Origin of the sequence: Pseudescherichia sp., from assembly GCF_031987975.1 — a bacterium.
GTDB lineage: Bacteria > Pseudomonadota > Gammaproteobacteria > Enterobacterales > Enterobacteriaceae > Pseudescherichia.
Window position 1 is genome coordinate 507,278 of record NZ_DALZYX010000001.1, and the last position, 26,268, is coordinate 533,545.

The 26,268-nt window shown below is 57.0% G+C and carries 31 protein-coding genes and 1 pseudogene; 4 read left to right on the forward strand and 28 right to left on the reverse strand.

Going from position 1 to position 26,268, the window contains the following annotated elements:
* Positions 1-27 precede the first annotated feature (27 nt).
* Entirely contained in the window at positions 28-783 is a 756-nt protein-coding gene (gene znuC / locus RTN40_RS02450) for a zinc ABC transporter ATP-binding protein ZnuC (protein ID WP_312227043.1), read from the forward strand.
* Entirely contained in the window at positions 780-1,565 is a 786-nt protein-coding gene (gene znuB, locus RTN40_RS02455; RefSeq protein ID WP_312227044.1) for a zinc ABC transporter permease subunit ZnuB, read from the forward strand. The genes znuC and znuB overlap by 4 nt, the downstream gene beginning before the upstream one ends.
* A gap of 44 nt (positions 1,566-1,609) precedes the next feature.
* On the opposite strand, the gene ruvB is transcribed toward znuB, so the two are convergent.
* From ruvB to aspS, 6 genes are all read right to left on the reverse strand, one after another.
* Complete coding sequence (gene ruvB, locus RTN40_RS02460; protein ID WP_312209310.1) at positions 1,610-2,620, reverse strand: Holliday junction branch migration DNA helicase RuvB; 1,011 nt, start codon at positions 2,618-2,620, stop codon at positions 1,610-1,612.
* Between the two features lie 8 nt (positions 2,621-2,628).
* On the reverse strand, positions 2,629-3,240 hold the full coding sequence (ruvA, locus tag RTN40_RS02465) for a Holliday junction branch migration protein RuvA (RefSeq protein WP_312227045.1): 612 nt from the start codon (positions 3,238-3,240) through the stop codon (positions 2,629-2,631).
* 78 nt (positions 3,241-3,318) lie between these two features.
* A complete protein-coding gene (ruvC, locus tag RTN40_RS02470) occupies positions 3,319-3,840 on the reverse strand; it encodes a crossover junction endodeoxyribonuclease RuvC (RefSeq protein ID WP_042391357.1) in 522 nt (173 codons plus the stop codon).
* Positions 3,841-3,873: 33 nt separating this feature from the next.
* Positions 3,874-4,617, reverse strand: a complete 744-nt coding sequence (locus tag RTN40_RS02475; RefSeq protein ID WP_103819300.1) for a YebC/PmpR family DNA-binding transcriptional regulator — start codon at positions 4,615-4,617, stop codon at positions 3,874-3,876.
* A gap of 24 nt (positions 4,618-4,641) precedes the next feature.
* Positions 4,642-5,085: a dihydroneopterin triphosphate diphosphatase gene (gene nudB / locus RTN40_RS02480; protein WP_312227046.1), complete on the reverse strand. Its 444-nt coding sequence runs from the start codon at positions 5,083-5,085 to the stop codon at positions 4,642-4,644.
* The gene (aspS, locus tag RTN40_RS02485) at positions 5,085-6,857 is read right to left on the reverse strand and encodes an aspartate--tRNA ligase (protein ID WP_312209306.1); all 1,773 of its coding nucleotides are present in this window, start codon (positions 6,855-6,857) and stop codon (positions 5,085-5,087) included. The genes nudB and aspS overlap by 1 nt, the downstream gene beginning before the upstream one ends.
* 266 nt (positions 6,858-7,123) lie before the next feature.
* Here aspS and RTN40_RS02490 point away from each other — a divergent pair, with 266 nt between their 5' ends.
* Both RTN40_RS02490 and RTN40_RS02495 read left to right on the forward strand, forming a co-directional pair.
* Positions 7,124-7,690 (forward strand): hydrolase, encoded by a 567-nt coding sequence (locus RTN40_RS02490; RefSeq protein ID WP_312227047.1) that lies wholly within the window; start codon positions 7,124-7,126, stop codon positions 7,688-7,690.
* Positions 7,687-7,785 (forward strand): annotated as a pseudogene (locus RTN40_RS02495) (hypothetical protein); the annotation flags it as partial. The gene RTN40_RS02490 and the pseudogene RTN40_RS02495, both read left to right, overlap by 4 nt.
* 161 nt (positions 7,786-7,946) lie before the next feature.
* Here the strand turns inward: RTN40_RS02495 and RTN40_RS02500 are convergent.
* The 22 genes from RTN40_RS02500 to RTN40_RS02605 all read right to left on the reverse strand — a co-directional run bounded on the left by RTN40_RS02500 (position 7,947) and on the right by RTN40_RS02605 (position 26,267).
* Positions 7,947-8,252 (reverse strand): hypothetical protein, encoded by a 306-nt coding sequence (locus tag RTN40_RS02500; RefSeq protein WP_312227048.1) that lies wholly within the window; start codon positions 8,250-8,252, stop codon positions 7,947-7,949.
* A gap of 75 nt (positions 8,253-8,327) precedes the next feature.
* A complete protein-coding gene (locus RTN40_RS02505; RefSeq protein WP_312227049.1) occupies positions 8,328-9,677 on the reverse strand; it encodes a phage tail protein in 1,350 nt (449 codons plus the stop codon).
* 68 nt (positions 9,678-9,745) lie between these two features.
* On the reverse strand, positions 9,746-10,714 hold the full coding sequence (locus RTN40_RS02510; RefSeq protein ID WP_312227050.1) for a hypothetical protein: 969 nt from the start codon (positions 10,712-10,714) through the stop codon (positions 9,746-9,748).
* Complete coding sequence (locus tag RTN40_RS02515; protein WP_312227051.1) at positions 10,714-14,520, reverse strand: DUF1983 domain-containing protein; 3,807 nt, start codon at positions 14,518-14,520, stop codon at positions 10,714-10,716. The genes RTN40_RS02510 and RTN40_RS02515 overlap by 1 nt, the downstream gene beginning before the upstream one ends.
* Positions 14,521-14,571: 51 nt before the next feature.
* A complete protein-coding gene (locus RTN40_RS02520) occupies positions 14,572-15,159 on the reverse strand; it encodes a tail assembly protein (protein WP_312227052.1) in 588 nt (195 codons plus the stop codon).
* Positions 15,159-15,869 (reverse strand): C40 family peptidase, encoded by a 711-nt coding sequence (locus tag RTN40_RS02525; RefSeq protein WP_312227053.1) that lies wholly within the window; start codon positions 15,867-15,869, stop codon positions 15,159-15,161. Before RTN40_RS02525 ends, RTN40_RS02520 begins: the two co-directional genes overlap by 1 nt.
* A 2-nt stretch (positions 15,870-15,871) precedes the next feature.
* On the reverse strand, positions 15,872-16,630 hold the full coding sequence (locus RTN40_RS02530) for a phage minor tail protein L (protein WP_312227054.1): 759 nt from the start codon (positions 16,628-16,630) through the stop codon (positions 15,872-15,874).
* Positions 16,627-16,965, reverse strand: coding sequence for a phage tail protein (locus RTN40_RS02535; RefSeq protein WP_312227055.1), 339 nt, complete (start codon positions 16,963-16,965; stop codon positions 16,627-16,629). Before RTN40_RS02535 ends, RTN40_RS02530 begins: the two co-directional genes overlap by 4 nt.
* A 2-nt stretch (positions 16,966-16,967) precedes the next feature.
* Positions 16,968-19,424, reverse strand: coding sequence for a phage tail tape measure protein (locus tag RTN40_RS02540; protein WP_312227056.1), 2,457 nt, complete (start codon positions 19,422-19,424; stop codon positions 16,968-16,970).
* A gap of 37 nt (positions 19,425-19,461) precedes the next feature.
* Positions 19,462-19,926 (reverse strand): hypothetical protein, encoded by a 465-nt coding sequence (locus RTN40_RS02545; RefSeq protein ID WP_312227057.1) that lies wholly within the window; start codon positions 19,924-19,926, stop codon positions 19,462-19,464.
* Between the two features lie 51 nt (positions 19,927-19,977).
* A complete protein-coding gene (locus RTN40_RS02550; protein ID WP_312227058.1) occupies positions 19,978-20,133 on the reverse strand; it encodes a hypothetical protein in 156 nt (51 codons plus the stop codon).
* Between the two features lie 5 nt (positions 20,134-20,138).
* The gene (locus RTN40_RS02555) at positions 20,139-20,627 is read right to left on the reverse strand and encodes a phage tail assembly chaperone family protein, TAC (RefSeq protein ID WP_312227059.1); all 489 of its coding nucleotides are present in this window, start codon (positions 20,625-20,627) and stop codon (positions 20,139-20,141) included.
* Between the two features lie 3 nt (positions 20,628-20,630).
* Positions 20,631-21,128: a phage tail tube protein gene (locus tag RTN40_RS02560; protein ID WP_312227060.1), complete on the reverse strand. Its 498-nt coding sequence runs from the start codon at positions 21,126-21,128 to the stop codon at positions 20,631-20,633.
* Between the two features lie 47 nt (positions 21,129-21,175).
* Positions 21,176-21,541, reverse strand: a complete 366-nt coding sequence (locus RTN40_RS02565; protein WP_312227061.1) for a DUF3168 domain-containing protein — start codon at positions 21,539-21,541, stop codon at positions 21,176-21,178.
* The gene (locus RTN40_RS02570; protein ID WP_312227062.1) at positions 21,538-22,023 is read right to left on the reverse strand and encodes an HK97-gp10 family putative phage morphogenesis protein; all 486 of its coding nucleotides are present in this window, start codon (positions 22,021-22,023) and stop codon (positions 21,538-21,540) included. Before RTN40_RS02570 ends, RTN40_RS02565 begins: the two co-directional genes overlap by 4 nt.
* Positions 22,016-22,348 (reverse strand): phage head closure protein, encoded by a 333-nt coding sequence (locus RTN40_RS02575; RefSeq protein ID WP_312227063.1) that lies wholly within the window; start codon positions 22,346-22,348, stop codon positions 22,016-22,018. The genes RTN40_RS02570 and RTN40_RS02575 overlap by 8 nt, the downstream gene beginning before the upstream one ends.
* 2 nt (positions 22,349-22,350) lie before the next feature.
* Complete coding sequence (locus tag RTN40_RS02580; protein WP_312227064.1) at positions 22,351-22,530, reverse strand: hypothetical protein; 180 nt, start codon at positions 22,528-22,530, stop codon at positions 22,351-22,353.
* Positions 22,531-22,590: 60 nt separating this feature from the next.
* Positions 22,591-22,896 (reverse strand): head-tail connector protein, encoded by a 306-nt coding sequence (locus tag RTN40_RS02585; RefSeq protein WP_312227065.1) that lies wholly within the window; start codon positions 22,894-22,896, stop codon positions 22,591-22,593.
* Positions 22,865-23,098, reverse strand: a complete 234-nt coding sequence (locus RTN40_RS02590; RefSeq protein WP_222890230.1) for a hypothetical protein — start codon at positions 23,096-23,098, stop codon at positions 22,865-22,867. Before RTN40_RS02590 ends, RTN40_RS02585 begins: the two co-directional genes overlap by 32 nt.
* A gap of 36 nt (positions 23,099-23,134) precedes the next feature.
* A complete protein-coding gene (locus RTN40_RS02595) occupies positions 23,135-24,298 on the reverse strand; it encodes a phage major capsid protein (protein WP_312227066.1) in 1,164 nt (387 codons plus the stop codon).
* A gap of 11 nt (positions 24,299-24,309) precedes the next feature.
* Positions 24,310-24,978, reverse strand: a complete 669-nt coding sequence (locus RTN40_RS02600) for an HK97 family phage prohead protease (RefSeq protein ID WP_312227208.1) — start codon at positions 24,976-24,978, stop codon at positions 24,310-24,312.
* Positions 24,979-25,016: 38 nt separating this feature from the next.
* On the reverse strand, positions 25,017-26,267 hold the full coding sequence (locus RTN40_RS02605; RefSeq protein ID WP_312227067.1) for a phage portal protein: 1,251 nt from the start codon (positions 26,265-26,267) through the stop codon (positions 25,017-25,019).
* Between the last annotated feature and the right edge of the window lies 1 nt (position 26,268).

Sequence of the window (26,268 nt, forward strand, 5' to 3'; positions counted from 1 at the left end):
TATGACTTGTGCAAGCCCTTAAACACTATGACAAATCTTGTTTCACTGGAAAACGTGTCCGTCTCTTTCGGCCAACGCCGCGTCCTGTCTGACATTTCGCTGGCGCTGCGCCCCGGAAAAATTTTAACCCTGCTGGGTCCAAACGGTGCGGGTAAATCTACCCTGGTGCGGGTGGTGCTTGGCCTGGTAGCAGCTGACACCGGGACGATCAAGCGCGATAAGGCGTTGCGCATTGGCTATGTTCCGCAGAAGCTGCATCTGGATGCTACCCTGCCCCTTACCGTTAGTCGCTTTTTGCGACTGCGTCCGGGTACGCGTAAAGAGGATATTCTTCCTGCCCTCAAGCGTGTTCAGGCCGGTCATCTGATTGACGCTCCGATGCAGAAGCTCTCCGGCGGCGAAACCCAGCGCGTGCTGCTGGCCCGCGCCCTGCTCAACGCCCCGCAGCTGCTGGTGCTGGACGAACCAACCCAGGGCGTGGACGTTAACGGCCAGGTGGCGCTTTACGATCTGATCGACCAGCTGCGCCGGGAGCTGAACTGCGCCGTGCTGATGGTTTCTCACGATCTGCACCTGGTGATGGCGAAAACTGATGAGGTGCTGTGCCTGAACCACCATATCTGCTGCTCCGGTACGCCAGAGGTGGTCGCTGCCCATCCGCAGTTTATCTCCATGTTCGGCCCGCGCGGCGCTGAGCAGTTGGGTATCTATCGCCATAACCATAACCATCGCCATGATTTACAGGGCCGTATCGTACTGCGCCGGGGAAATGGAAACTCATGATTGAACTACTTTTGCCCGGCTGGCTGGCCGGGATGATGCTGGCCTGTGCCGCAGGCCCGCTTGGCTCCTTCGTGGTCTGGCGCAGGATGTCCTATTTCGGCGATACGCTCGCCCATGCATCGCTGCTCGGCGTCGCCTTTGGTCTGCTGCTGGATGTCAATCCGTTTTATGCGGTGATCGCGGTCACGCTGCTGCTTGCCGGTGGGCTGGTGTGGCTGGAGAAGCGCCCGCACCTGGCTATCGATACTCTGCTAGGTATCATGGCACACAGCGCCCTGTCGCTGGGTCTGGTGGTTGTGAGCCTGATGTCGAATATTCGCGTCGATCTGATGGCCTACCTGTTTGGCGATCTGCTGGCAGTAACGCCGGACGATCTGATTGTCCTCGGCATAGGGGTCGCTATCGTTATCGGTATTCTAATGTGGCAGTGGCGTAGCCTGCTGTCGATGACTATCAGTCCGGATCTGGCCTTTGTTGACGGCGTGAAACTGCAGCGGGTGAAGCTTCTGCTGATGCTGGTAACTGCCCTGACCATTGGCGTGGCGATGAAGTTTGTCGGCGCACTGATCATCACTTCACTGCTGATCATTCCCGCTGCCACCGCCCGCCGTTTCGCCCGCACGCCGGAGCAGATGGCCGGGGTTGCCGTAGCGGTAGGGATGCTCGCCGTAACTGGCGGCCTTACTTTCTCGGCGTTCTATGATACGCCAGCGGGTCCCTCGGTAGTGCTCTGCGCCGCGGTGCTGTTTATCCTCAGCATGCTGAAAAGAACGGCGCAGTGATCAATTTCCCCGGTGGCGCTACGCTTACCGGGGCTTCCTCTACTCTATGGCATCTCCGGCGGAGTGATACCAAAGTGGTTCCAGGCTCTTACCGTTGCCATACGTCCGCGCGGGGTGCGCTGTAAAAAGCCCTGCTGGATCAGGAACGGCTCCAGCACATCCTCGATGGTTTCCCGCTCTTCACCGATGGCCGCCGCCAGGTTATCCAGCCCTACCGGGCCGCCAAAGAACTTATCGATCACCGCCAGCAGCAGCTTGCGGTCCATATAGTCGAAGCCTTCGGCGTCAACGTTCAGCATATCCAGCGCCTGGGCGGCCACGTCTGCGGAAATGGTCCCGTCATGCTTTACCTCAGAGAAGTCACGCACGCGACGCAGCAGGCGGTTGGCGATACGCGGCGTCCCCCGGGAGCGGCGAGCCACTTCCAGCGCCCCCTCTTCGCTCATCTCCAGGCCCATAAAGCGCGCGCTGCGCCCGACGATATGCTGGAGATCGGGCACCTGATAGAACTCCAGGCGCTGCACGATGCCAAAGCGGTCGCGCAGCGGCGAGGTCAGGGAACCCGCCCGAGTGGTGGCACCGATCAGCGTAAAGGGCGGCAGGTCAATTTTAATCGAGCGCGCCGCCGGGCCTTCGCCGATCATGATATCCAGCTGATAATCTTCCATGGCCGGATAGAGCACCTCCTCTACCACCGGCGACAGGCGATGGATCTCATCAATAAACAGCACGTCGTGCGGTTCAAGGTTGGTCAGCATGGCGGCGAGATCCCCCGCCTTCTCCAGCACCGGGCCAGAGGTGGTGCGCAGGTTAACGCCCATCTCGTTGGCGACAATGTTAGCGAGGGTGGTTTTACCCAGACCTGGGGGGCCGAAGATCAGCAGGTGATCGAGGGCATCGCCACGCAGCTTCGCCGCCTGGATGAAAATTTCCATCTGGGAGCGTACCTGCGGCTGGCCAATGTACTCGTCGAGCAGCTTAGGACGGATCGCGCGATCGATGACCTCTTCCTGGGTAACGCTGCCTGCTGATACCAGGCGGTCTGCTTCTATCATCCTTTACCTCACATCGCGGCGCGGAGCGCTTCACGAATAAGTGTTTCACTGCTGGCATCCGGGCGTGCCAGCTTACTGACCATGCGGCTGGCTTCCTGAGGCTTGTAGCCCAGCGCCACCAGCGCGGCAACCGCTTCCTGCTCGGCGTCGTCTGCAGACGGACCCGCGGGCGACGTCAGCACCAGATCTGCCGCCGGGGTAAAGAGATCGCCATGCAGGCCTTTGAAGCGGTCTTTCATCTCGACAATCAGGCGCTCGGCGGTCTTTTTGCCGATGCCGGGCAGCTTCACCAGTGCGGCTGGCTCTTCGCGCTCTACAGCGTTGACAAACTGCTGCGCCGACATGCCAGAGAGGATCGCCAGCGCCAGCTTTGGCCCAACGCCGTTGGTTTTGATCAGCTCTTTAAACAGGGTGCGCTCCTGTTTGTTGTTAAAGCCGTACAGCAGCTGGGCATCTTCACGTACCACGAAGTGGGTGAAGACGATCGCTTCCTGCCCAGCATCCGGTAGCTCATAGAAGCAGGTCATTGGCATATGCACTTCATAGCCTACGCCGCCGGTCTCCAGCAGCACCAGCGGGGGTTGTTTCTCGACAATAATGCCTCTGAGTCTGCCTATCACGTTTCGCTCCTGCGCTATCGGCTAAAATTTTCTCTATGATATAAAAAAGGCTGGATACATATCCAGCCTCTTTTTCGATTAACGTAACCGCCCTCGCGCAAGATTGAGCCGCTTTTCACTCATTTGCATGGCGTTTTGGCTGACGTGACAGTGGGTTATAGCAATCGCCAGCGCATCGGCGGCATCCGCCTGTGGGTTAGCGGGCAGCTTGAGCAGGGTACGCACCATATGCTGCACCTGACTCTTCTCCGCGCTACCGATGCCGACCACCGTCTGCTTGACCTGGCGAGCGGCATACTCAAAGACCGGCAGGTCCTGGTTTACCGCCGCCACAATCGCCACCCCGCGCGCCTGCCCGAGCTTAAGCGCCGAGTCGGCGTTTTTCGCCATAAACACCTGCTCAATGGCGAAAAAGTCGGGCTGGAACTGCGTAATGATCTCCGACACGCCCGCGTAGATTAGCTTCAGGCGTGACGGGAGATCGTCAACCTTGGTACGGATACAGCCGCTGCCAAGGTAGGTGAGCTGCCTGCCAACCTGGCGGATCACGCCGTAGCCGGTGATGCGTGAGCCGGGATCAATACCGAGAATGATTGACACCACGCACCTCCTCTTTTACGGATCCAGGCTGCATCATTCGAGGGTTGCTGCAACCTCGTCAGAGATCTCACCGTTGTGGTAGACCTCCTGCACGTCGTCGCAATCTTCCAGCATGTCGATCAGGCGCAGCAGCTTCGGCGCGGTCTCGGCATCCATATCTGCTTTGGTGGACGGGATCATCGACACTTCAGCGTTGTCCGCTTTCAGGCCAGCGGCTTCCAGTGCATCGCGTACCGCACCCATCTCTTCCCATGCGGTGTAGACGTCAATCGCGCCGTCGTCATAGGTCACTACGTCTTCCGCACCCGCTTCCAGGGCCGCTTCCATGATCGCATCTTCATCGCCCTGTTCGAAGGAGATCACCCCTTTCTTGCTGAACAGGTAGGCAACGGAGCCGTCGGTGCCCAGGTTGCCACCGGTTTTGGTAAACGCGTGACGAACTTCGGCAACGGTACGGTTACGGTTGTCAGAGAGACACTCAACCATGACCGCCGTGCCGCCAGGACCGTAACCTTCATAAATGATGGTCTCCATGTTCGCGTCTTCATCACCGCCTACGCCACGGGCGATAGCGCGGTTCAGGGTGTCGCGGGTCATGTTGTTGGAGAGCGCTTTATCGATTGCTGCACGCAGACGCGGGTTAGAGCCGGCATCGCCGCCGCCCAGACGCGCTGCCGTTACCAGCTCACGAATAATTTTGGTAAAGATCTTACCGCGTTTGGCATCCTGTGCCGCTTTGCGGTGTTTGGTGTTGGCCCATTTACTGTGACCTGCCATAAAAAATTCTCCAAAAGCGCCTTCTCAGGCGGCGTTAATTACAAACTCTTCAATCGCCTGCCGGTTGCTCCACGACTTGGTCATGGCGGCGGCATCCACCGCATCGACCCAGCGGTAGGTCAGGTGTTCAGTGAACACAATTTCCCGCTCGTGAGGCAGCACAAGACAAAACCACGATTCCGTGTTGCGCTCAATGCCCGGCGCATAGCGATGACGTAAATGCATGAAAATTTCAAACTCCACCGTGCGCTGACAGTCGATCAAGGTCAGCTGCTCTGCTGCAACGTCAATGGCGACCTCTTCCTTTACTTCACGCACGGCGGCCTGCAGCGCGGTTTCACCCTCCTCCAGGCTGCCGGTAACCGACTGCCAGAAAGCGGGATCGTCGCGCCGTTGTAGCATCAGCACCCGTTTCGTGTCCTGGGCGTAGATCACGACTAGCACGGAAACGGGTTGCTTATAGACCATTAGCTATTCTCAGCCTTCTTGATCACTTCGATACCCAACTCGGTCAGCGCGGCCTGGTTGGCGAAGCTTGGCGCTTCAGTCATCAGGCAGGCGGCAGCGGTGGTTTTCGGGAAGGCGATCACGTCACGGATGTTATCGGTGCCGGTCAGCAGCATGGTCAGGCGATCGAGACCAAAGGCCAGGCCCGCGTGCGGCGGCGTACCGTACTTCAGCGCATCGAGCAGGAAGCCGAACTTCTCGCGCTGCTCCTGTTCAGTGATGCCGAGAATGCCAAACACCGTCTGCTGCATTTCGCCGCGGTGAATACGCACCGAACCACCGCCCACTTCATAGCCGTTAATGACCATATCGTAGGCGTTAGCGATAGCCGTTTCCGGCGCGGCCTTCAGCTCTTCCGGCGTCATGTTGCTTGGCGCAGTGAACGGATGGTGCATCGCGGTCAGGCCGCCTTCGCCGTCTTCTTCGAACATTGGGAAGTCGATCACCCACAGCGGTGCCCACTTGCTCTCGTCGGTGATGCTCAGGTCTTTACCCAGCTTCAGGCGCAGCGCGCCCATCGCGTCGGCAACCACTTTGCGGTTGTCCGCACCGAAGAAGATCATGTCGCCATCCTGCGCGCCGGTACGCTCCAGAATCGCTTCGATAATCTCTGCGTTCAGGAATTTCGCTACCGGGCTGGTGATGCCTTCCAGGCCCTTCGCACGCTCGGTGACCTTGATATAGGCCAGGCCTTTTGCGCCGTAGATCTTAATAAAGTTGCCGTAGTCGTCAATCTGCTTACGGCTCAGGGCCGCACCGCCCGGCACGCGCAGGGCAGCCACGCGGCCTTTGGCATCATTGGCCGGACCGGCAAATACGGCGAACTCGACGTTTTTCAGCAGGTCGGCAACGTCTACCAGCTCCATCGGGTTACGCAGGTCTGGCTTATCAGAGCCGTAGCGGCGCTCGGCCTCGGCAAAGGTCATTACCGGGAAGTCGCCCAGATCCACATTAATGGTGGCCTGCCACAGCTGACGCACCAGGGCTTCCATCACCTCACGCACCTGCGGCGCGGTCATGAAGGAGGTCTCGACGTCGATCTGGGTAAATTCTGGCTGGCGATCCGCACGCAGATCTTCGTCACGGAAACACTTAACGATCTGATAGTAGCGGTCAAAGCCGGACATCATCAGCAGCTGCTTGAACAGCTGTGGAGACTGCGGCAGCGCGTAGAATTTGCCTTTGTGCACGCGGCTCGGAACCAGATAGTCACGCGCCCCTTCCGGGGTGGCCTTGGTCAGCATCGGGGTTTCGATGTCGAGGAAGCCGTGATCGTCCATAAAGCGGCGCACGAAGCTGGTGATCTTCGCACGGGTCTTCAGGCGGTTAGCCATCTCCGGGCGACGCAGATCCAGATAGCGGTACTTGAGACGCGCCTCTTCGGTGTTGACGTGGTTGGAGTCGAGCGGCAGCGAGTCTGAACGGTTAATGATGGTCAGATCGGAGGCCAGCACTTCAATCTCGCCGGTAGCCATATCGCTGTTGATGTTTTTATCGTCACGGCGGCGGACGGTACCGGTGACCTGGATGCAGAACTCATTACGCAGTTCAGAGGCCAGCTTTAACGCATCTGCGCGATCCGGATCGAAAAACACCTGCACGATACCTTCACGATCGCGCATATCGATAAAGATCAGGCTGCCGAGATCGCGGCGGCGGTTGACCCAACCACACAGAGTCACCTGCTGCCCCTCGTGGGACAGTCGAAGCTGTCCGCAATATTCTGTACGCATGAGATATCCCTTAACTTAGCCGCAGGCCGTTGGTCGCCTGCCTTGCAGCCACGACGACGCAGCGCGAGCTGAATGTCACAACTGGATGAAAAAAAGGGGGCTATTATACTGGAAATTCTTCCAGACGATAAGAGCCAGACCACGCAGACGGGCGATTGCTGCCCGCTAATTAGGGTCTCTCACAAAAATTAACAAAATTTGTGCCCCTGATTAACGCCTTTTACGCTTACTGTATGGGCAAAACGACGCAGATAACAGGAGCTAACATGCCAGAACTTAACGCGAAAACAACTGCCCTTGTGGTTATCGATCTTCAGGAGGGCATTCTGCCGTTTGCCGGTGGCCCGCATACGGCGGATGAGGTTGTCGATCGCGCTGCGCGGCTGGCGGAGAAGTTTCGTGCTAATGGCGCACCGGTAGTGATGGTACGCGTGGGCTGGTCGGCAGATTTCGCCGAGGCGCTCAAGCAGCCCGTGGATGCCCCCATCGGCGGTCACGCCCTGCCGCCAGAGTGGTGGCACTACCCGGTGGCGCTGGGCAAGCGCGAGGGCGATATCGAAGTGACCAAACGCCAGTGGGGCGCATTCTACGGCACCGATCTGGAGCTGCAGCTGCGCCGCCGTGGCATCGACACTATCGTACTGTGCGGTATTTCGACTAATATTGGCGTCGAGTCCACCGCCCGTAACGCGTGGGAGCTGGGCTTTAACCTCATTGTCGTCGAGGACGCCTGCAGCGCCGCCAGCAGCGACCAGCACGAGGGCAGCTTCACCCATATCTTCCCGCGCATTGGCCGGGTACGCAGCACTGAGGAGATCCTCTCCGCGCTATGATCTACATTGGCCTGCCGCAGTGGTCGCACCCGAAGTGGGTGCGCCTGGGCATCACCGATCTCGAAGCATACGCCCGCCACTTTAACTGCATGAAGCGGGAAATTTAAAAATCAATAAAGAACGCCCAAGAGCATGAGTTTTCTTTATTATTTCATAACGTTAAAACATGCATCATATGAAATTCATTAAAGTTCATATGAGCAAAAATGCCCCACCCATGCCCCAAAACAGTTTTGTTTGCCCCATGCATGCCCCATCACAACACCGGATTTTCGTCAGTGTAAACCCCCGCTCCGTTTAGATAAAACGTCACGACACCCAATACATTCACATCCTCCAGCGCAGAATTTTCAATGCTCTCACCATCTTCTGTGATAAGCACGCCATCCATTAACACAGCAAACTGTAGCTGGCCGAACGCCGCTACCAGCACGCGTGCGCCATCAAGCGGCGTAATATCAGGTTGAATAATGGCGTAACCGGCTGGGGTTTCCACTAAGCACGATCTTTGGTTAACCCCGCAGATTTCTTCTAGTTTTAATTTTGCTACCGGTGTGTACATTGTTATTCCCCCTTGTTTAATACTGTATACATAAACAGTAGTTTTAAAGAGGGGGTTAGATCAAGACGGCGCGGCCTATTGATTATCGGGATTAATACTTTGTTCCACGCTTTCAGCGTCTTTAATCACCTGCTCAGCCTGTTTTTTAATCACCGCTTCCTCTGCCGCCTTCATTTGCTGGTTGTAGACCGAATCAGCAGGCATTTCCAGGCGCAGATCAATCCAGCGGCCTTCCGGGATATCCATCGGTTCACCAGCAACGATCATTGCCGTATCGATATCGAAGCGGCGTTTAAAGACGGAGACGGTAATTACGCCATCGTCAGCAATATCGGTTTCGACAAAACACAGGCGGTTGCCGTTAGTGTCCTGCGGGATCTCGATGGTCCAGCCGTCGGAGTGAAGCCCCATAGCCCCCCTGACGCGATAAACGCCTGTCCCGACGCGTTCGGCCGTTACGCCCTGCGCCTCAAGGTTCACCGCAGCCACTCCCGCCACTGAGAAGTCGCCATCAGTAAATGTTGGCGGCATTACCTCCGGATTGCTGATGAGCCTGGCAATGGGCGACGCCTGCTTAATAAATCCATTTCCGTCTACGGTTGTGTTTCTCTGGTTCCAGATTTTATAAGTGGTGAGGTATGAGGCGCCATCTGACGCTCTAACTGGAATGCGGAAAGCCTGTAATGCGCTGTTAACGGCTATCTGCCAGGAAGCAGATGGAGCGGAGGAGTCACCCCATCCACGCACGGACAGAAGTCCGACATAATCGCCTGTAGCACCGTATTTAGACGCTGACTGAATGCCGCCTGACACCCCTCGCGGAAAGTTTTGTACGTCGTCATAACCAGCAATGCTGCGAAAGTCGGCATTGGTCTGCAACGCCACACCTACACCCGCTGTATCACCGTATGATGCAGTGTGGACGTTTCTTGTTGCCGAGTCTCCGAGTTCGAGGTTTTTGCGGGCGCCAGCAGCATTCGGCGAGCCGGTACCGCCCAGGGACATCGGCACCAGCCCATTCGAGTCTTTCTGAACCAGTGACTTTTGCGTGGGCACCGTGACCGACACACCATTGATGGTGATAGTCACGTTGCCTGTGCCGGTCATCACGTCAGCGAACCCGCTCATGTATGCCATGTACATATTGAGCGTTTCGGCAACATTAAGGGCAAGCCCGTCTACGCTCAGTGAATCACTGAGCAGAATCGCATAACGCGTGCCTGCCGGGATCGCCGGGTTAACAGCAGGCGTCACGGCCAGCTGCGTGGCGTTGTTGACCGCCGTGATCTGGAATACCTGCACCGGGCTGGTCATTGCGATGACGGTACAGCCGTTGCGGATCAGCGTGCCCGCTGCTGTGAAATTAGTGCCGGTACCGGTGAGCGTGCTGCCGTTGCCGGCGATCGTGCCAGTGGTGTAAATCATGTTGTCTCCGGGCAATAAAAAACCCGCTCGCGGCGGGTTCAGTGTGGAATGTGGAAATGGCGGGCGGACTACACCAGCCCGAGCGCATAGGGGTAATACTGATCGTAGATGCTGCAGTCGATAAGACCCACCCGGCCACTAATGGCCCACGGCTTGAATGCAGCGGCCTCGCTGGAAGAAATAATCCGGCTGGAATAGACTACCGCCGAGGACGCCTTCCAGACGCCATTAGAAACACCCGCGCTGGAGCAGTTCATGTTCAGGTAGCCGCCGTATTGTGGGTTCGATGGATCTTGTGGAATATAAATCCCCGAGGTGATGCCGGGAGTAACCGCCACCGGGGATCCCGATGTAACATCTCCCGCCAAAAGCCGCATGTTCAGCGGCAAGCAGTTGCTGTGCCACACCATAGCGCCGTCTCGGTAAAGGAAAAAGCCGTGCGTCGGGATGTTAACGAGGTAGTTCGAGAAGATGTACATCCGGCAGCCTGTCTGCGTCATGCCGCCCGTCTGCACGAACGAGAATCCGTAATTACCCCCTGCATTGTACTGCTGGTAAAAGGACGTCGGCATCCGTGCATCGCCGTCGCGCGCCCGGATAAACGTCACGATTTTCTGCCCCAGCGGGACTGATGAGGCGATGTTCTGGCTACCCGGCGGAACATCAATCACGCTCACCAGGCAAAACGGGGTAAAGTCAGGGGCAAGTTTAATTGTCCGATTGCCGTTGCCGTCGTAGGAATAAAGCGAAAATCCGTAATAATCCGACTCCCGCCCCGTATTGGGCGAGGCAAACACTACCATCCGGATCGGGGTCGCCACATTCCATGAAACGACATTCCCGGAAACAGTTACCTGATACGGGTTAGTAGTCGGCATCGCCTGGATAACCGACTCGATAAGCAGCGACGCCTGGTAGGTACATCCGGCCGGGTACGATTTGCTACCCGTGCCGGAAATATCCAGAACATCCATAACGTAGTTAACTGCCATTGAGTTTATGGCATCAAACGAAGTCCCCTGTATAAATGTCTGCATTACAGCCTCTGCCCCATCACTGCCGCCGGGCGTCCATACTGGTCATAAGAAACGAGCCGGTTATTGTCGAGCGTGAATCGACCCTGCCCTGCGTTAGCGCCATTGATCTGCACTGCTCCTGTCCTGAAGTTGATAGACATACCCGTCTGTGCTGGCACGAAATTAACTGAATCGATCGTCTCGGCCAGTTTGGCGCGCGTAATAGTCGCATCCCCAATGACGGTATCCCGGATGATTACCTGCCCGTTCTGAATAACGAACGGCAGCGTTACCGTGCTGCCTGCATAGCTCATCACTGCGAACCGGTCGGCAAGGAAAACCACCTGCGACTGCATGCCTGCAGGTGTGTTCTGCACACCCAGGCCCATGCCAGCGGCATACCGCACGCCGTTTGCATCCACACCTACCTTAACGCTGAGCATCGCATTCAGATTGTTGTTGATATCGGCAGTCGCCTGAGCGTTCGTCGTTACAGCTGCGCTGACGCCGCCAATGGAAGCCGTCAGGGAGGTGATCTGCGATGCTGTGGACTGCCGGTAATCAGCAAAGGTCTGGCTGACGCTGTTGATCGAGGCGACCGCCCCATCAACACGGGAGGATATCTGCACCAGTGACTGTGCAGTGGCTTCCCGGTCATTCGCTGCCACCGTATCGATGCGGTCAATCTGGGCGCTGTTGGCGGCGTTCACCGCCGTCAGGGTCCTCCGGGCGCTGACCTGCGCCAGCGTGTTCTGAATCAGCGCGATCGCCGTATTCTGCACGCCGCCGCTGGCCTCCGACGTCTGACCCTCGAGCTCATCGAACCGGGAGGCCGTGGCGCTGTCCAGCGTCGTGACCACCTGATCCAGCTCGGTGATAGCAGCAGTGTTCTTCGCAACCTCTTCGGTAGCGGCGTCGGCAGCTGATGCTGCAGCATCGGCCTTATCAGACGCAGTTTTCGTGGCCGCCGTCAGCTGGCTAACCGCCGTCGCCCGCGCCTCCTCCTCGGTAGCAATCGCCTCGCGCACCTCAGTGATGCCCGCGGCGTTCTCCTCCGTTGACGCCTCAAGACGGGTGACATCAGTAACCCGCGCTTCCGTCTCAGTGGCGATCACCTGACGCAGTTGCTCGAACTGCGCGGAGTTCTCGCCGTTCTGGACAGACTGTCGGAACGTCACCTCCGCGATAGCCAGTGCGTTCTTGATGACCCCCTCTGCGGTTTCCCGGTTTGCGCCGACGGCTGCAGCCAGCTGGTCGGCATTTTCGGCGATCGAGGCGGCCATGTCGGCCACGGTCTGGCTGGTTTCGACTGCGTTTTCGACGAGGTCTTTAAACAGATCTGTCTCTTTAATCTGCTCCAGAATGGCGTCGGTGATATCGGAGACGTCAATGCTCGCCTGACCGCGCACAAACTCGGTATAACCCGACTCATTACCGGTCTTGTCCACCAGCTGTGCGCGGTACCAGAAGATTTGCCCGGCCCGCAGCCCCATCTGCTGATATTTACGCGCCGGGTACGGGACGTCGGCCAGCAGCATCGCATCGTCTTCGGTCCCGGTCAGGCTGTACTGAATTTCCGTTTTCAGTGTATCGCCGGTGTTCTCAGAGAAACCCCAGTTAAGCTCGATGCCGAACACCACGTTATCCGACGCGGTTAAACCTACCGGCTTAGGTGGATTGCCCACTTTACCCGTCAGTGCCACCTCATCCGAGAAGCTCCAGACGCTCGATGCATCCATGGCATTGATGGCGCGCACGCGCACCAGGTAGCGCCCGGCGTAGATGCCCGGTACCTCAAAGCCCTGAGTGGAGGTGCGTGGCATGCTGACCCAGTTGCCGGAGTCTTTTCTCCACTCTGCCTCATACGCGATCGCTCCGGCGACAGAATCCCACGCCACGCGCATCGTGGTAACGGCGATCCCCTGGCTGACCTGCGAATAGCTGTCGATTGTGACATTGTCAGGCGGTGCCTGGACGCCCGGCGGAATGACGCTGATCGGACGCTCATCAAGACGGGCACCGTGATCCACGGCAAAGTAAAGGTCCGGGTTGTACGTCGTGCCGCTGACCGCCCAGGTGCCGTCGTTATTGTCGGTGACACCCGTCACGCGAAACAGCGCGATATACAGATCGTCAGCCTCGACCGCCCAACTGCTTTCCGCTTCCGGCGTCTCGCTCCAGGGGGTGGTGACCGTGACTGTATCGCCGTTAACCGCCTGAACCGTGCGCGCCTGCGCCTGGCCTGAAGGCAGATTAACGAAAAGGCGATCGCCGGGCTTTACGTCGGCCGTGCGGTCGAGCTTAACGTTGCGCCCGCTCACCGCGCTGATGCGGCCACCGATGATCCGCCCGGCCAGCTCGTTGGCGGCCACACCAATCACCTTGCCTACCGGCGGCACATCGAGACCGGTGGCGAACGTCACCACCTCACCCGCGCCATTCGTCAGCAATATCCAGCGCCCGTGGCGGTTGGCCTCTGACTGTCGATCGCACCCGATAGCTGTCAGTTCAATCTGCCGGTAGTCGTAACGCATTGCCAGATCGTTGTCGTAAACGGGTTCGGGCGTGGATTTGTAATGGTTTTTGGGATCATCCCAGTTAACCAGCGCGGTGGTGTAGCGCGTCGTTTCGCTGGGATCTGAAAAGGTAAATTTGCCGTCCACCACATTAGCGTGGTTGTAGATGTGCCAGGTGTCGTCCGGCATATCCGCCAGGACATACATGCGGTCGTCACCCCAGTACGTCATGCCCCGGAACCGCGCCGCCAGATCGCGCAATACCGTCCAGGCCTCGGCACGGTCCTGAATGTACACGTTACAGCGGTGGCGTGGTTCCATGCCGCCCCTGCCATCCGGGATCAGCTGATCGCAGTATTGCGCGATCCGGTACAGCTCCCAGCGGTCCAGCTGTTCAGAGCCAATTCGCTGACCCAGGCCAAAGCGCTCGCTCAGAACAATATCGTAAAAAATCCAGGCGGGGTTATCGGTCCAGGCCCATTTGAAAGAGCCCGTCCATGTTCCGCTGTAAGTGCGGGTCTCCGGATCATAGGTATCCGGCACCCGGATGATCCGCCCGCGCGGGCTGCATACTACCTGCGGGATGCCGTTCGGGAACTGCCGGGCATCAAATTCAACGTACAGCAGCGCGGTGTGAGGGTAGCGAAGCTTGGCATCGATGATCTCGGTAACCGCCTGCACTTTCATCGTATCAACGATGTTAATGCTCGTGGCGTCCGGAGAGATGCGTCGCACGCGCAGCTGCCAGCCGGTGGTGGACTTCGGCAGGTTTATGCGGTGGCTTCGCTCGTAGAGAGTCGTCACCTTGTCGTCCACAACACCATTAATCACCGTATCATATGCGCCGCCATCAACAGACAGATCAATGGCGTACTCCACGCGGGTTCCGACCTTATCACCGTTATCCTTCTGCCACAGCAGAGTCGCCCAGCCGACGCGGACGCGCACCGCTGACAGCTGCGTATTCGAAATCGCGCGAATGTAAGGCACAGCATTCTTCAGCTCATAGCCAACAGTCAGCTCATTCTCTACGCCGGGGAAGCCCTGAATGTAAGGCTGATCCTGCACGCCGGACCGGAACTCCCAGACCACGCCGGGGAAGTTCTCAGAGCCGTCGGCGTTCTGCAGCGGTGTGTAAGAGGTTCCGTCGCCAAAAAAAATCGTCTGGCCGGTCAGCCCGCCGGCAAACTCCCCCTCACCCAGGGCGATCAGCATTTTGGCACGGGCGATCGACTGGGCGCTGTCCGGAGACTCAACCGGGGTATGCCCCTTTTTGCTGCCACTCTTGCGGCCTTTGATTTTAATGGTCATATTGCGCCCATAAAAAAAGCCGCTCAGAGGCGGCCAGGGTAGTGAAAGAAGTTACTGTTGATCTTCGGTGTAAATACCTGCGGAAATAATGGCCCCACCAATGTCACGCTGGCCGTACAGCAGCGGTACCGGATTTCCTGCAGCTGTGGTGTTCACCGGCCCGCCGAAGGCGTAAGAGGGTTTGTTATCCGGATCCTCACGCGAGCGCAATCCGGCCACCTGAGGAGACAGCAACTGCACCACGCCGCCTACTGCCATTGAACCAGCAGCAACATAAAGCGCAGTTTGCGTGGCAGCAGCCCAGCCTATAGGGTTCCACCAGGTAAAGGCGGCAATAGCAGCAGCAGCCACGATCTGAAATACGCCCGCGCGCTTACTGCCCCGGATGAGAGGGATAATGCGCAGCTCATGACCGCCACTGCACATCCCGAACTCCTCCTCGCCGATATTGCGGCGGTTGCGGAAGATGACAAAATCCAGCCCCAGCGCCCGCGCCTCGCGCAGCCAGGCGTCAAAGCCATCAATGGTTGCGGAGAGCGCCCGGAATACTTCCCGCGAGGAGTCGAGCACCCGGTAATGTGTTCGTCCGAAGCGCTGCGCCATCGAGCCGCTGAGTTTGATCACGGTGCAGTTTTCCATTACATCAGCTCCTGGTGACGCACGATTTTGATGGTCCGGTCGAGGTAATAGCCGCCATACGGTACCCGCTGGCTCAGCTGGCCATACACGTGGTGCAGCAGCATGTTGCCTTCAAGCAGCACACCGGCATGGTTTGCCACAGGTGACCGGACCTGCATGATCACCACGTCACCCGGGCGCGGCGGCCCGCTGAACTCCCGGAAGCCGCACTCGTGCCAGTTATCCATGTACAGGTTCTCACCCTGCTCCCACCAGTGGCGCTCCACGCTGTAGTTGGGCAGCGTGATGCCATGCTCTGTGCGGAAATAATCCATCAGCAGAGACCAGCAGTCGGCGTGGCCCAGAACGAACTGCCTGCCGGTCAGCGGGCGATCGCCACGGGGCATAATGGTGCGGATATCACCTTCAGGCCATGACGCGATAACCCAGGGCACTTCGGTGGCATCACACATCAACATGTCGAGTTCGCTGGGCTGTGTGGTTGCGCCGTCGCCGGGGTGGCTGTGAACCACGGCAACCACCGTGCCCTGGTCCTCTGCTGCAGCATACTCCTCCGGCGCGATCTCAAACTGCTCGCCGGGCTCGGTGGCGCGGTTCTCACACGGGATGTATTTTTCAACCCGGCCCTTCTGGATAACCAGGCCGCAGCACTCAGAGGGGAAAGCTGATTCAGCGTGCGCCAGGATGGCGCTGATAGTTTTACTGCGCATGGTTAACTCCTCAGAAGGGACGCCCCCGGCATCCCGCCATAATCAAGCTCCTCGTTTTCGCCGAAGCGCGGCTTACAGCCGGTCGAAAGCAGGCCGGAACACACATCCTGCGCCGGGTCATCCACCGGGTTGCCGTCTTTATCGAACCAGCCGTTTTGCCCGGCGTAAGTGCAGCCGTTGCCTGTTTTGTACCAGCCCCGCATGCACCAGGTGCACAGCGGCTGGATCTGCCGCGTAGGGATCTGCTGGCCACGCAGCTCGGCGGGGCTGGACAGCTCAAACTCCACCGTTTCGTCATCACCGCCGGATTTGCGATCCACATAGAAGACCTGCCTGCGCTCCTCCAGTGGGTCGGCATCCGGGTTGCCCTGCGAAAAGTTACGGGCATCCAGATAGTGGGCAAAGGTGTCATGAATGATGACCTTCGCCCGGGCCATACCCTGGAACCGGCGGCACAGCGCGCCGATGGTTCCCTTGACGTTTGCCACGGTCAACTTTGGCCTGGCGCTCTGGCCGTCGCTGCTGAAGGCAAGCCCCTCAAGCTGGAACGGCCAGGCGCTGTACTCCAGACCCTGCCACCAGAGCGATTTCGGATCGAGGCGATTTTCATCGCCGCCTGCCGCCGCCAGCTCCGCCTCTGTATGAGGAATGTTCTCGTTGTGAAAGCGCAGGATGCCCGCGCCGAACGCCGAGCCGTCCACCTCCAGCAGCCTTACTTTCTCGCCGGGTTCCAGCTTCTGTACGTCAGATGAAATGCTCATGGGTGAAATGCCTGTGTGAAGGTGGTGCTAAGGGTGTAGAGGCCCGCACCATGGGTGACAATGTTGATGGACTCGGAACGGTAAAGCCCCATGGACTCAAGCGGAGGTTTCCACTGGAAAGACTTCCAGCCCGCGTGCCGCTCAAGAAAGGCTTTTATCTCCAGGATATAAGCCTCCTTTCCGGTAAAGCTCACGCTCCACTGCGGTGTCCTGGGGTTGATGCCATCGCCGGACACCTGGGCATATCCGTCGCCGAACTGCGCCTTGCGGGTCCGGAAACTGGTGTCGACTTGCGCGCCGACACGCGGGCACCAGGTAAAGGTTTCTGTGGCCAAGGTTAAACTCCGTTGATTGCGCGCCAGAGAGGTGTGCCGGGGCGGGTAGCTTCATCGTTGACCGTACGCACGATCGCATCTGTAAGCTGGCGGCCAGCGGCGCTGGCAATGCCCTGACTGGCTGGCTGCTGCGCCTGGGAATTGAAGTTGATGTCGCCGATGCTGACGGACAGGCCGCCGCCCTGCCCCTGGCCTGAATCCAGCGCCCGGACACCCAGAGAACCGTCGGCGGCTCGCGTCAGCGGCATGATCGCCTCCGGCCCGGCCTCGCCCATCAGGCCAGCGCCCTTAGCGAACGCGAACATGGTCGGGCTGTTGACAATACTGTTACTGAATTTGCTCAGATCTGCGGATTCGTACACTCCGCCTTTCGCGTTCAGCTTTACTCCCGCTGCTGCACTGGCGTATGAACCAGAAGGCGTGCTGCCGCCCGCTGCCGCTCCAAAGCTGAATAGCGAGCCGATGCTACTGACAGCATTTGCGACTGCCATATTGACCAGCACGGTCTGGATTGACTTCAGCACGCTGACGCTCCAGTCCTTCCAGGACGCCTCGTTATCGTTGAGCATATCGACAATATTGCTGGTAGCGCTGGACATCGCGCTCTGCATTGCGCTGGCAGCCTGAGAGGAGTAGTTCGTGGCGTCATCAACCCAGTTAGCCAGGCCGTCGCGCGCGCCGGTAACCCAGTCGGCGTCGAGCTGGTCTATCTGCTGGTAGTAGGATTCGTAATTACTGAGGCGCTCGGCCTGAGCCTTTTCGAGCTCACCCGTATAGCGGTCGTACTCACCCTGGTTCTTGATTTCACCCGTCAGGTAACGCAGCTGCAGATCAGCCCTTTTCTCGTTAAATTCCCGCTCGACGTCCAGCCGTTCACGCATACGATCCCGGGTCTTGTCGCCCAGGCCAGCACCAGCGATATCGGCATTGAGTGTGGCTGCGCTGTTGGCGTTCTCACGCTGCAGGTTAGCTACGAACTCCGCCACTTTGAGGTTATCTTCGTTCGCCTTTTTAACTGCATTAAGACGATCCACCTCTGTGGCCAGTTGCTCGAGGCGCTGGCGCTGCGTCGCGTTAATCCCCTCCAGCTTCCCGTCTGCGATATCAAATTGCAGCTTTTGTTGCTCTGTGACCTCAGCCGTTTTTTTGCCGGTGGTGTCAATAAGGGCTATCTGGCGAAGGTAGCTTTGCTCTGTAGTCTTGAAAGCGCCCTCAAGCTTTTTAGCTCCGGCGTCAACCGTTGTCTTGCCGTTTACCTCATTAACTCCAAGCGAAAATGAACCCTTTGGCGCTGTGGTTGCTTGAGTCGTGGGCGGGAGATTCACAGAATTTTTTTGTTTCGACAGATTTTCACGCTGCTCTATTAAGCCCTTTAGCTCTTCGCTCAAGGTTTTTACACTGTCATCCCCACCTGTTAGCCAGCCAAAGAAAGACTCGCCTTGCGAATAGAATCCGTTGCGCCCCGAAAGGTTTCTCTGAAGATATTCAATACGCTCATTTATCTGGTCGATATTTGACATATCGACGTTGCCGCCTAATGCGGCCATTCTATTTCCCGACGCTACAGCAAGCTTTCCAGCCTCAGATGCTGCCTTTGCCATCCATCCCGCTAGCCCAGCTATCTGGCTCACAAGAGAAGCCAGGCCTTGCAAAACTGAAGGATCTGTTAAGATATTCTTTACATCGCTGAGAGACTTATTTAATTGAGTTAGGTCTACTTTTGCGAGTCCACTTGAAATTTCAATTTTCAGCCCTTTAACTTGAGCATCTATATCTTGAAAAAGCTCGTTAACTTTCAGCAAGTCATTAATAGATTTTGCGTCAGGAGCAACGCCATAATCTTTAGCTTGTTGAATGAATGACCTTAATTTTTCATTATTATTATCAAAAAGCGGGAGTAGTTTTGATAAGTCATTACCAAGACTTTCAAGAATAGTTATCTTCCCGGCGTTAGTTGAGACTTTACTTAAAGCCTCACCAATAGCCAAAAGCTGTTTGTCTGGGGTGGTTTTGGATAACTTATCTGCTGACAAACCCAACGCATTTAGTGCATCAACAGCCTCGCCTGATTTATTAAGTACAGCATCACCAATTTTATCGCCAATATCTTTGAAAATATCAGCCATCTGGTCGCCAGATACCCCGGCTTTTTCTGCAGCAAACTGCCACGCAAGAAGCTCTTGGGTCGATACACGCAGAGATTTTGCCCAGCGATCAGTTTCAGTAATTTGATCAGAAGTGGATTTTAGCAAAACAATGCCAGCAGCGCTTGCCGCTACCGCCGCACCTGCCGCAGCGACACCTGCTGACGAAATTGCAGAACCGACAGCTTTAGCGTCTCCCTCTATTTGCTTGCGCCATTTCCCTGATGAGCGCTCGGCCTTTTCCATTCCCGCAACAAAGCCGCCCACCTTAGCTATTAGATCTATCGTGAGGGTGCCAAGAGATTTACTAGCCATTTTTTCTCCAAAAAAAACCCCGCAAAGCGGGGCTCATTTAGCTATTTTGTTTTAGCCTATCCTCTAATTGTCTCCTAAAATCCTTTTGCAACTCAACAGGCAAAGAACTTAACCATTTGTCAATAAGAGGTCTATTCATCAGCATGATATCTGAAACACTACTCTTGCTATATTTCCCTAAAAGCATGAGTGTTACCCTATCAATGGCTAAAATATCAAGGCGATCACCACTATCATCATGGATAACAAAATATTCTGCATCGATACGATCTAGCTCTGTGAAATCTACTACAGGCACAGGCCTCTTCCTTTTCAATGCTGAGACTATCAGGCCACCTAAGAATAAAAAACCTGCGATTATTACAAGATTCTGCCTCAGAGAAAGCAGCCCGAAGTTAACAACATTTGTGCCATCTCCAACAGGTACAGTCACATCCATTAACAGGGCATATAAACCAAGTAACACGCCAATTAACGAAAGAAGCCAGCCAAAATTTTTCATTGCGAGATCTCCATCTATGAAGATCTAAATGTATCACAAATATTAACCCGCTTAGCTCCAAGCCTTCATGGCATTTTCCAGAGAGAGGGGCGCTTCGGGTATATGTGGAGCAAAATCACTGAGACGGAATGCCGGGGCATCCTTGCCTTTGTTGACGTTAGCCAGCACGGAAGAGATCAGCGCAGCGCCCCACTCCGTCCGCATCATCGGGTTCAGGCTTCCGTATCGTTCCCGGTATTTCGCCCAGAGCTGAGACTCTTTGAAGCTGATCGCTTCCCGCGCTTCGGCGATGGTTCTTCCGCCGATGCCGTTGAGGACGAGTTCGCACCAGAACTCATCTTCGGCGCTGAGCTGGTACTCTTTCCCAGATCGTTAACCTCCTGGATAGCGAGTAGCAGAGCGATAGTAAGCGGGCCATCCAGCGCGCCACGCTCCGGATCCGCTTCGCCGGTAATATCCGCCGGGCTAAATACCGGATGCCCGGCTTCGTCGCAGATAGAGGCAGCGATACGCCCGGCCACGCCATCCACCCGTCCATTAGCGGCCATAACGTCGGTCATTGCCGAGTGGTACCCCATCGGTCGCACATAGGTTGTCGCCTTGTGCTCTTTGCCGTCTTTGTCTTTCCAGGAAATTTCTTTCTCAACCGGGCGCCCGGTAAAGGCCCCCGACTGCTTCAGTGCATCAAGTGTCAGCTTCATGCTTTAGGCGCTCGCTTTTGGTACCCAGACGGCAGAGCCGGAACGCTGGATAGAGGCGGAAGTGGAAACAACCGTGTTGGCTGCAAAATCAAACGGGAAATCTGACACATAGCCCTTAAACACGAACCAGGTGCGGCTGTCGGGCAGTGCCAGTCCGTCTACCGCCCCGCTCGTGCTACCGGCGGCGGCCGTCGGTGTGGCCTCACCGTCAGACCAGCCGATTGCGAAGGTCAGATCCTGATCGGCCTCCTCATCAGAAATCGACAGGTTATAGAGCATGATATGGCTGGCATTTTTAGGGTCAGCGTTCAACGTGAGCGATGCCGCGCCGGGTGTACGCAGACCGCGCTTATAGGTGCGATCGTTGCGCTCTGAAAGACAGGTGTCTTCAATCTGGTCGGCCGGGTTGCTGCCTGGCGAGAAGGCCGTAATACATTCCACTTCACTCACTGCGCCATTGGCGAGCACAAAGAGCTGCGTGCCTTGAGTTAATACAGACATTGGTTATCTCCGGTCATAAAAAAACCGGCTCAGGGCCGGTGAGATGGTTATCGCTTTACTATCCAGTCCACGTCGAACGAATAGCGGTAGCGTCTGGTTTGAGGGTCTTTTTCCTGCCCGCCCCAGCGCGTGATATATGCATGTGGCTCTATAGCGTCTCGTAGCGCGGCGGCAACAGCGATCACTTCGTCCACGGTGTCCGCATACGCATCAACCTGCAGCGTGAAAGAATCTACGTCAGGGCGCTGGGCCAGGTAGTTCTCCGGAGAGCCGGTGACGTTCTGCCACACCACGTAGGGATAGACCACGTTGTCGTCCTGCTGGCCGAACGGATAGAGGCGCAGCGTTTCGCCGCCCAGCAGTGCCACCACCGACGGGCTGGCAGCGCAGACAGTAAATATTGGGGCGATCATGGAGGTATCCCCTTTTTCGCCGCGCGCTTGATGGCGCGGTCGATAGCCTTTTCGTATTCAGTGGCGAACACGGTCACCACCTCGCCGGTGCTGCTCTCCGCCGCCGGGCGCATAAACGGCTGCGCCCGCACGTTCTCGGTACCGAACTCAATCAGTCGCCAGTGTGGTGTCGGCGCATTCTCACCGAGATCAGGATTTTTTTTCAGGACTGCGCCGTGAAGAACGCCGATCCGAAAACCCAGATTGCCGGTGGTTTTGAAGAGGCGGCCATTCCAGCGCATAGCCACGTTCGCAGCTATGCTTCGTCCGGTGTGCGGATCATCGATACGGCTGGCGTTTGACTTTGCTTTTTCGACAATCACGTTACCGGCGCGCCGAAGTGCTGCCCGTCCGCCACGACGACGCAGATCGTCACTGACGGAAGATAATTTCCCCAGCAACGCTTCGACACCGATGATGCTGAAATCAATACCGTCAGCCATCGTTAACCCCCCGGGAGCATGGCAGTGTCAGATATTCCCGCCCGCTTTTGTCGTCTTCCAGCACGCCCTGAATATCGTAAACGCGGCCACGATAAAGAATGCGGTGCTTATCCGTGACATCATCTCGCCAGCGGATAGTGATCCGCGTGGTTACCTCACTCTGCCCCGCCTGCGCGGCCACAAAATCGCGCGCAGACAAGTCGGTAACGTTAGCCCACAGTTCGGCCTGGTCAGCCCACCCATTAACCACCGCGCCGGTAACCGGGCTCTGCGTTTTAACAGGCCTCTGCAGCGTGATTCGTTTATTGAGCTTCCCCGCCTGCATGATCACCCCCTGGGCTTGCCGCTGAGGTAAGTATGCTGTGGAAGTTCAGCGTCACTCTCTTCCACTACCGTTGACTGATAGATCACCGCCGTCAGGGCCTCGTTTGACTCCGCCAGTCGGTTCATTGCTGCTGTCTGGGCCGCCATTGCTGCCAGCAGCTGTTTTACCTGTTGATCGTTCATAGGCGATCCTCATCCACTTTTTAAGCCATTCACGCCGGGCGGCGCATCCGGAGCAGGCCATCAGTGCCACCGACGGTGCTGTATCAGCAACGCCTCAACGCCCAGCGGCGTTTCCGCCAGATTCTGCGACGCGGCTTCGCGGTTCGCATACCAGTGACCGATGAGAAGCAACATCGCCGCCCAAATGCCGGAAGTAAAAAGAACCTCTCGGGGAAGCTCTTTATCTTCCACTGGAGGCGTCAGTACCTCCACCAGCGCACCGTCGCAGAAATGCTCAACATAATCGACGGCAGCTGAGGCGTATGCGGCTATAAGCGTATCTTCGGCGTCGCTGTCAACCCTGAGATGCGCCTTTATCTGCGCCATCTGCTCCGCGCTTATTTCCACCTTTACCCCCGGTTTTCGGTTTTTCGGGATCTGGCGTCTCTGCCTTTTCAGGCTCAACTTCTTCGGCCAGAAGCATTTTCACCAGCGCTTCGCCAATTTCCTTTTTCACTGTTCGTGTTTCGCCCTGCGAAACGTTGCCGAGGTGATAATGCGAGAACATACGGAGAGCTTTAATTTTCATGCGGTAAACGCGGCCATTGCTGACCGCGCCCTCGTGTTATGCGCCAGAAGAAATGGTCATGCTGCCGGTTACGATCGCCGCCGGACGATAGTGAGCCAGTGCCAGGCGTTCTTCGCACAGGATGGTCAGCATGTTTTTAACAAAGTTATCGCGATCCTGGTTGCTGATCTCGATGGTGGCATCCATACGATCCCATACCTGCGAGGCCAGACCGAACGCACCGACGGTAAACGAGCCAGCCGCCTGGGCCGTAGTGGAAACCACCGGCAGCCCCCACAGCACTTTCGAGGCGAACGCCTGCGGGCCACCAAGGATATAGTTGCCGTTGGCATCCTTCAGCAGCGCAATGCGGTGCCAGTCGCGCGGGTTCAGAATGATACCGTCAGCTTCGAACTCGCTCAGCGACACCTGGTAGATAGCGTGGGCGAGAATATCTGCGCCGTTGTCACCATCCGCGTTCAGTTCCGTCTCATAGTCGGTGCCCACGGCATTCAGGCCCAGCAGGTTATCGCCGGTACCATCGCCGTTCAGCATCTGGTTTTCTTCCACCAGTGCCAGGCCGTACATCATGCGGGAGTTGATGTAGGACTGAAGCGCCGGCGCATCATCCATGATCTGGCGGGACGCCTGCATCCAGTGCGCGATGGTTTTCACGTTCGCCGTTTCTTTGGTGAAGGTGATGTTACTTTCCGGCTTCAGCGCACCTTCAGCCACCGGGGCCGCGGCGTTGGTGAAGATGTTTTCACGAACGTATTCCAGGGCGTTACTGGTGATTCGCCCCTGCGCCAGCAGGTCGCGGACAGTCAGGCGGCGCAGGCCCGGCGTCAGAATGCCCGGCACCTGCTGCGGCTGCACCAGCGCACCGGCAGAGGCAGCACCCGAACCGAGTGCCTTATCAAAGCTGGTTACTTTCGCTTTGGCACGGTCACCGTTCCAGTTTTTGATGAGATCTTCTGACACACGTTCAGAGAAAGACTTCTTCGCGGTCTGGTCAGGCGCATTACCTGCGAGTTTTTGCTCAAGATCGAAGAAACGCTGGCCGAGCGATTTCACTTCGTTCTGGGCTTTGGTCAGGTTTTCCTGAAGCTCTTTATTGATCTGCCCGTTCTCCTGAATGGACTTACGCTGCTCCTCGATGAGTTCCTTCACTTCTTTCTGTGAATTCTCGATCGCTTTTTCCAGTACAGATAATTCAGACATGTGGTGCTCCGTTAATTGTTCCGCAGGTTAGCGGCAAATGAGGTAATGCGCTGTGCCAGCGCGTCAATGTCGCCGCTACCGGACTCACTCCGGCCTGCGGACTTCACGCGGGCGATAAACGCCTGCGCTTCAGCACGCGTCAGGCCGACTGAATCCCTCAGCCAGGCCTCCGCGTCACGAATGGATTTGATGCCGTCGATACTTTTCATGGCGGTAACGCCCGCCAGTTCGTTGGCCGGGAAAGTGCAGACGCTGATTTCCCGCAGATAAGAGATGTTTTTGAAAATGAGGCCAGTGGTACCGACGCTGTAATCATCTGGCCCGACAGAGAACCCCACCGACATGCCTTCGACAGTGCCGTGCTGCATCGCAGCTTTAAGATCTTCAGAGATGCTCAGGCCGGGTGTGAGCTGCCCGCGTACAAACAGCCCCTTCTCGTCTTCATGCATGGCATCCCACTTGCCGACGGGGATAGCGCGCGTCTGATGGTTAAAGAACATCGCCACCTTTCGGCTCTGGTTAGCGACCACGCCAGCGAACGCACCTGGCAAAATGATGTCTCCATCCGAGTCGGTGTTATTGAATACCGAGGCGTACCCCTCAAACGTTCCCTTACTGCCGTCGCCGGTAAACTTAATTTCGGTCTGGTCGAACGCCAGCGTTTTGTGAATATCAGGCATCATGGCCCCCATAAAAATTAAGCCCCGTCAGTGCGGGGCTATTTGTTTGTTCCGAGATCGGTAATGGGTACGTTCTGCGACTGGCGCGTCGCCACATCACCGCCAGGCAATGGCGGAAGGTTATCCAGTCGCCGCACCTCGTTAACGGTCCGGATCCCGGTGTTGACCATCGTTTGCATGAAGGTGGCGCGGCTCGCTGAATCCCCACGAAGCAGGCCGTCGAGGTTGTGCTCGGCGTGCAGCCTGCCCTGATCGGACTCTTTCACCAGCCAGCGCTCGATGCTGTATTCCCAGCGATCGAGATAGGGTTTCAGTGTGTACTGGAGAAAGCCGAGGTTCTGCTGCTCAATACCGCTGCCCCATGATGTTGTTTTTTCAACATCACCCACCAGGTGCGGAGGAACACCGTAAAATCGCGCCAGTTCTGCCACCTGAAACTTGCGGGCCTCAAGCATCTGCGCGTCCTGCGGCGAGATGCCAATAGGCTGCGTGGTGAATCCGCTCTCAAGGATCCAGAGGCGTTTTCTCACCGGGCCGCCGGCAATCTCCTTAAAGTTTTCCTCCAGCTGCCCGCGCTGCTCTTTAGTCAGTACCTTGCCGTCAGTCATCAGGATTTGCGGCGACTTCGCGCCGTTGGCGAAGAACTCCCGCTGGTTATCTTCCATAGCGATCGCCACGCCAGCAGATTTGGCGCTGAACGCCAGCGGCGACAAGCCGACCAGCCCGTTAAAGCCGAAGCCCTTCAGGTGGAATATCTCTTTAGGCTTAAAGTCCACATACTCACTGTCGCGCCGGTACCGGTAGATGACATTCCTTCCATCAATCCGGACATCCATGTTTGCGCTCATCAACGGCAGCATGCTGATGACATCGCCGACGCTGTTTCGCTCTACATGCGCGTAGGCGTTGCCGTAGGCGCAGAGCTGCATTGTCATCGCCTCGCGAAACTCCAGCGCAGTCATGAAGTTGTTGGGCCGGAAGCGGAGCAGCTTCGCCAGTGGGTTTTTGTTATCGACCTTCTTACGCTGATCGTCGATGGTTTCAAAAACGTCCAGCGGCAACGATGCTGTTACGGTGGAGATGAGCCTGATACAAGCCCATACGGTGCTGATCGACATGTTGCGCTCATCGCTCACCACCGATTCCCCGACAGTGCCGTGAGCCGATGTGCCCGCCATCTGCGAGCCGTTGTCCGGTGTGACCAGGCGGCCACCGGTAAGAATAGAGGCCATGCGCGCCCAGAATGGCGAACGTGTCCGCAGGTCAATGCTGTAGTCGGTTTCTGCCATG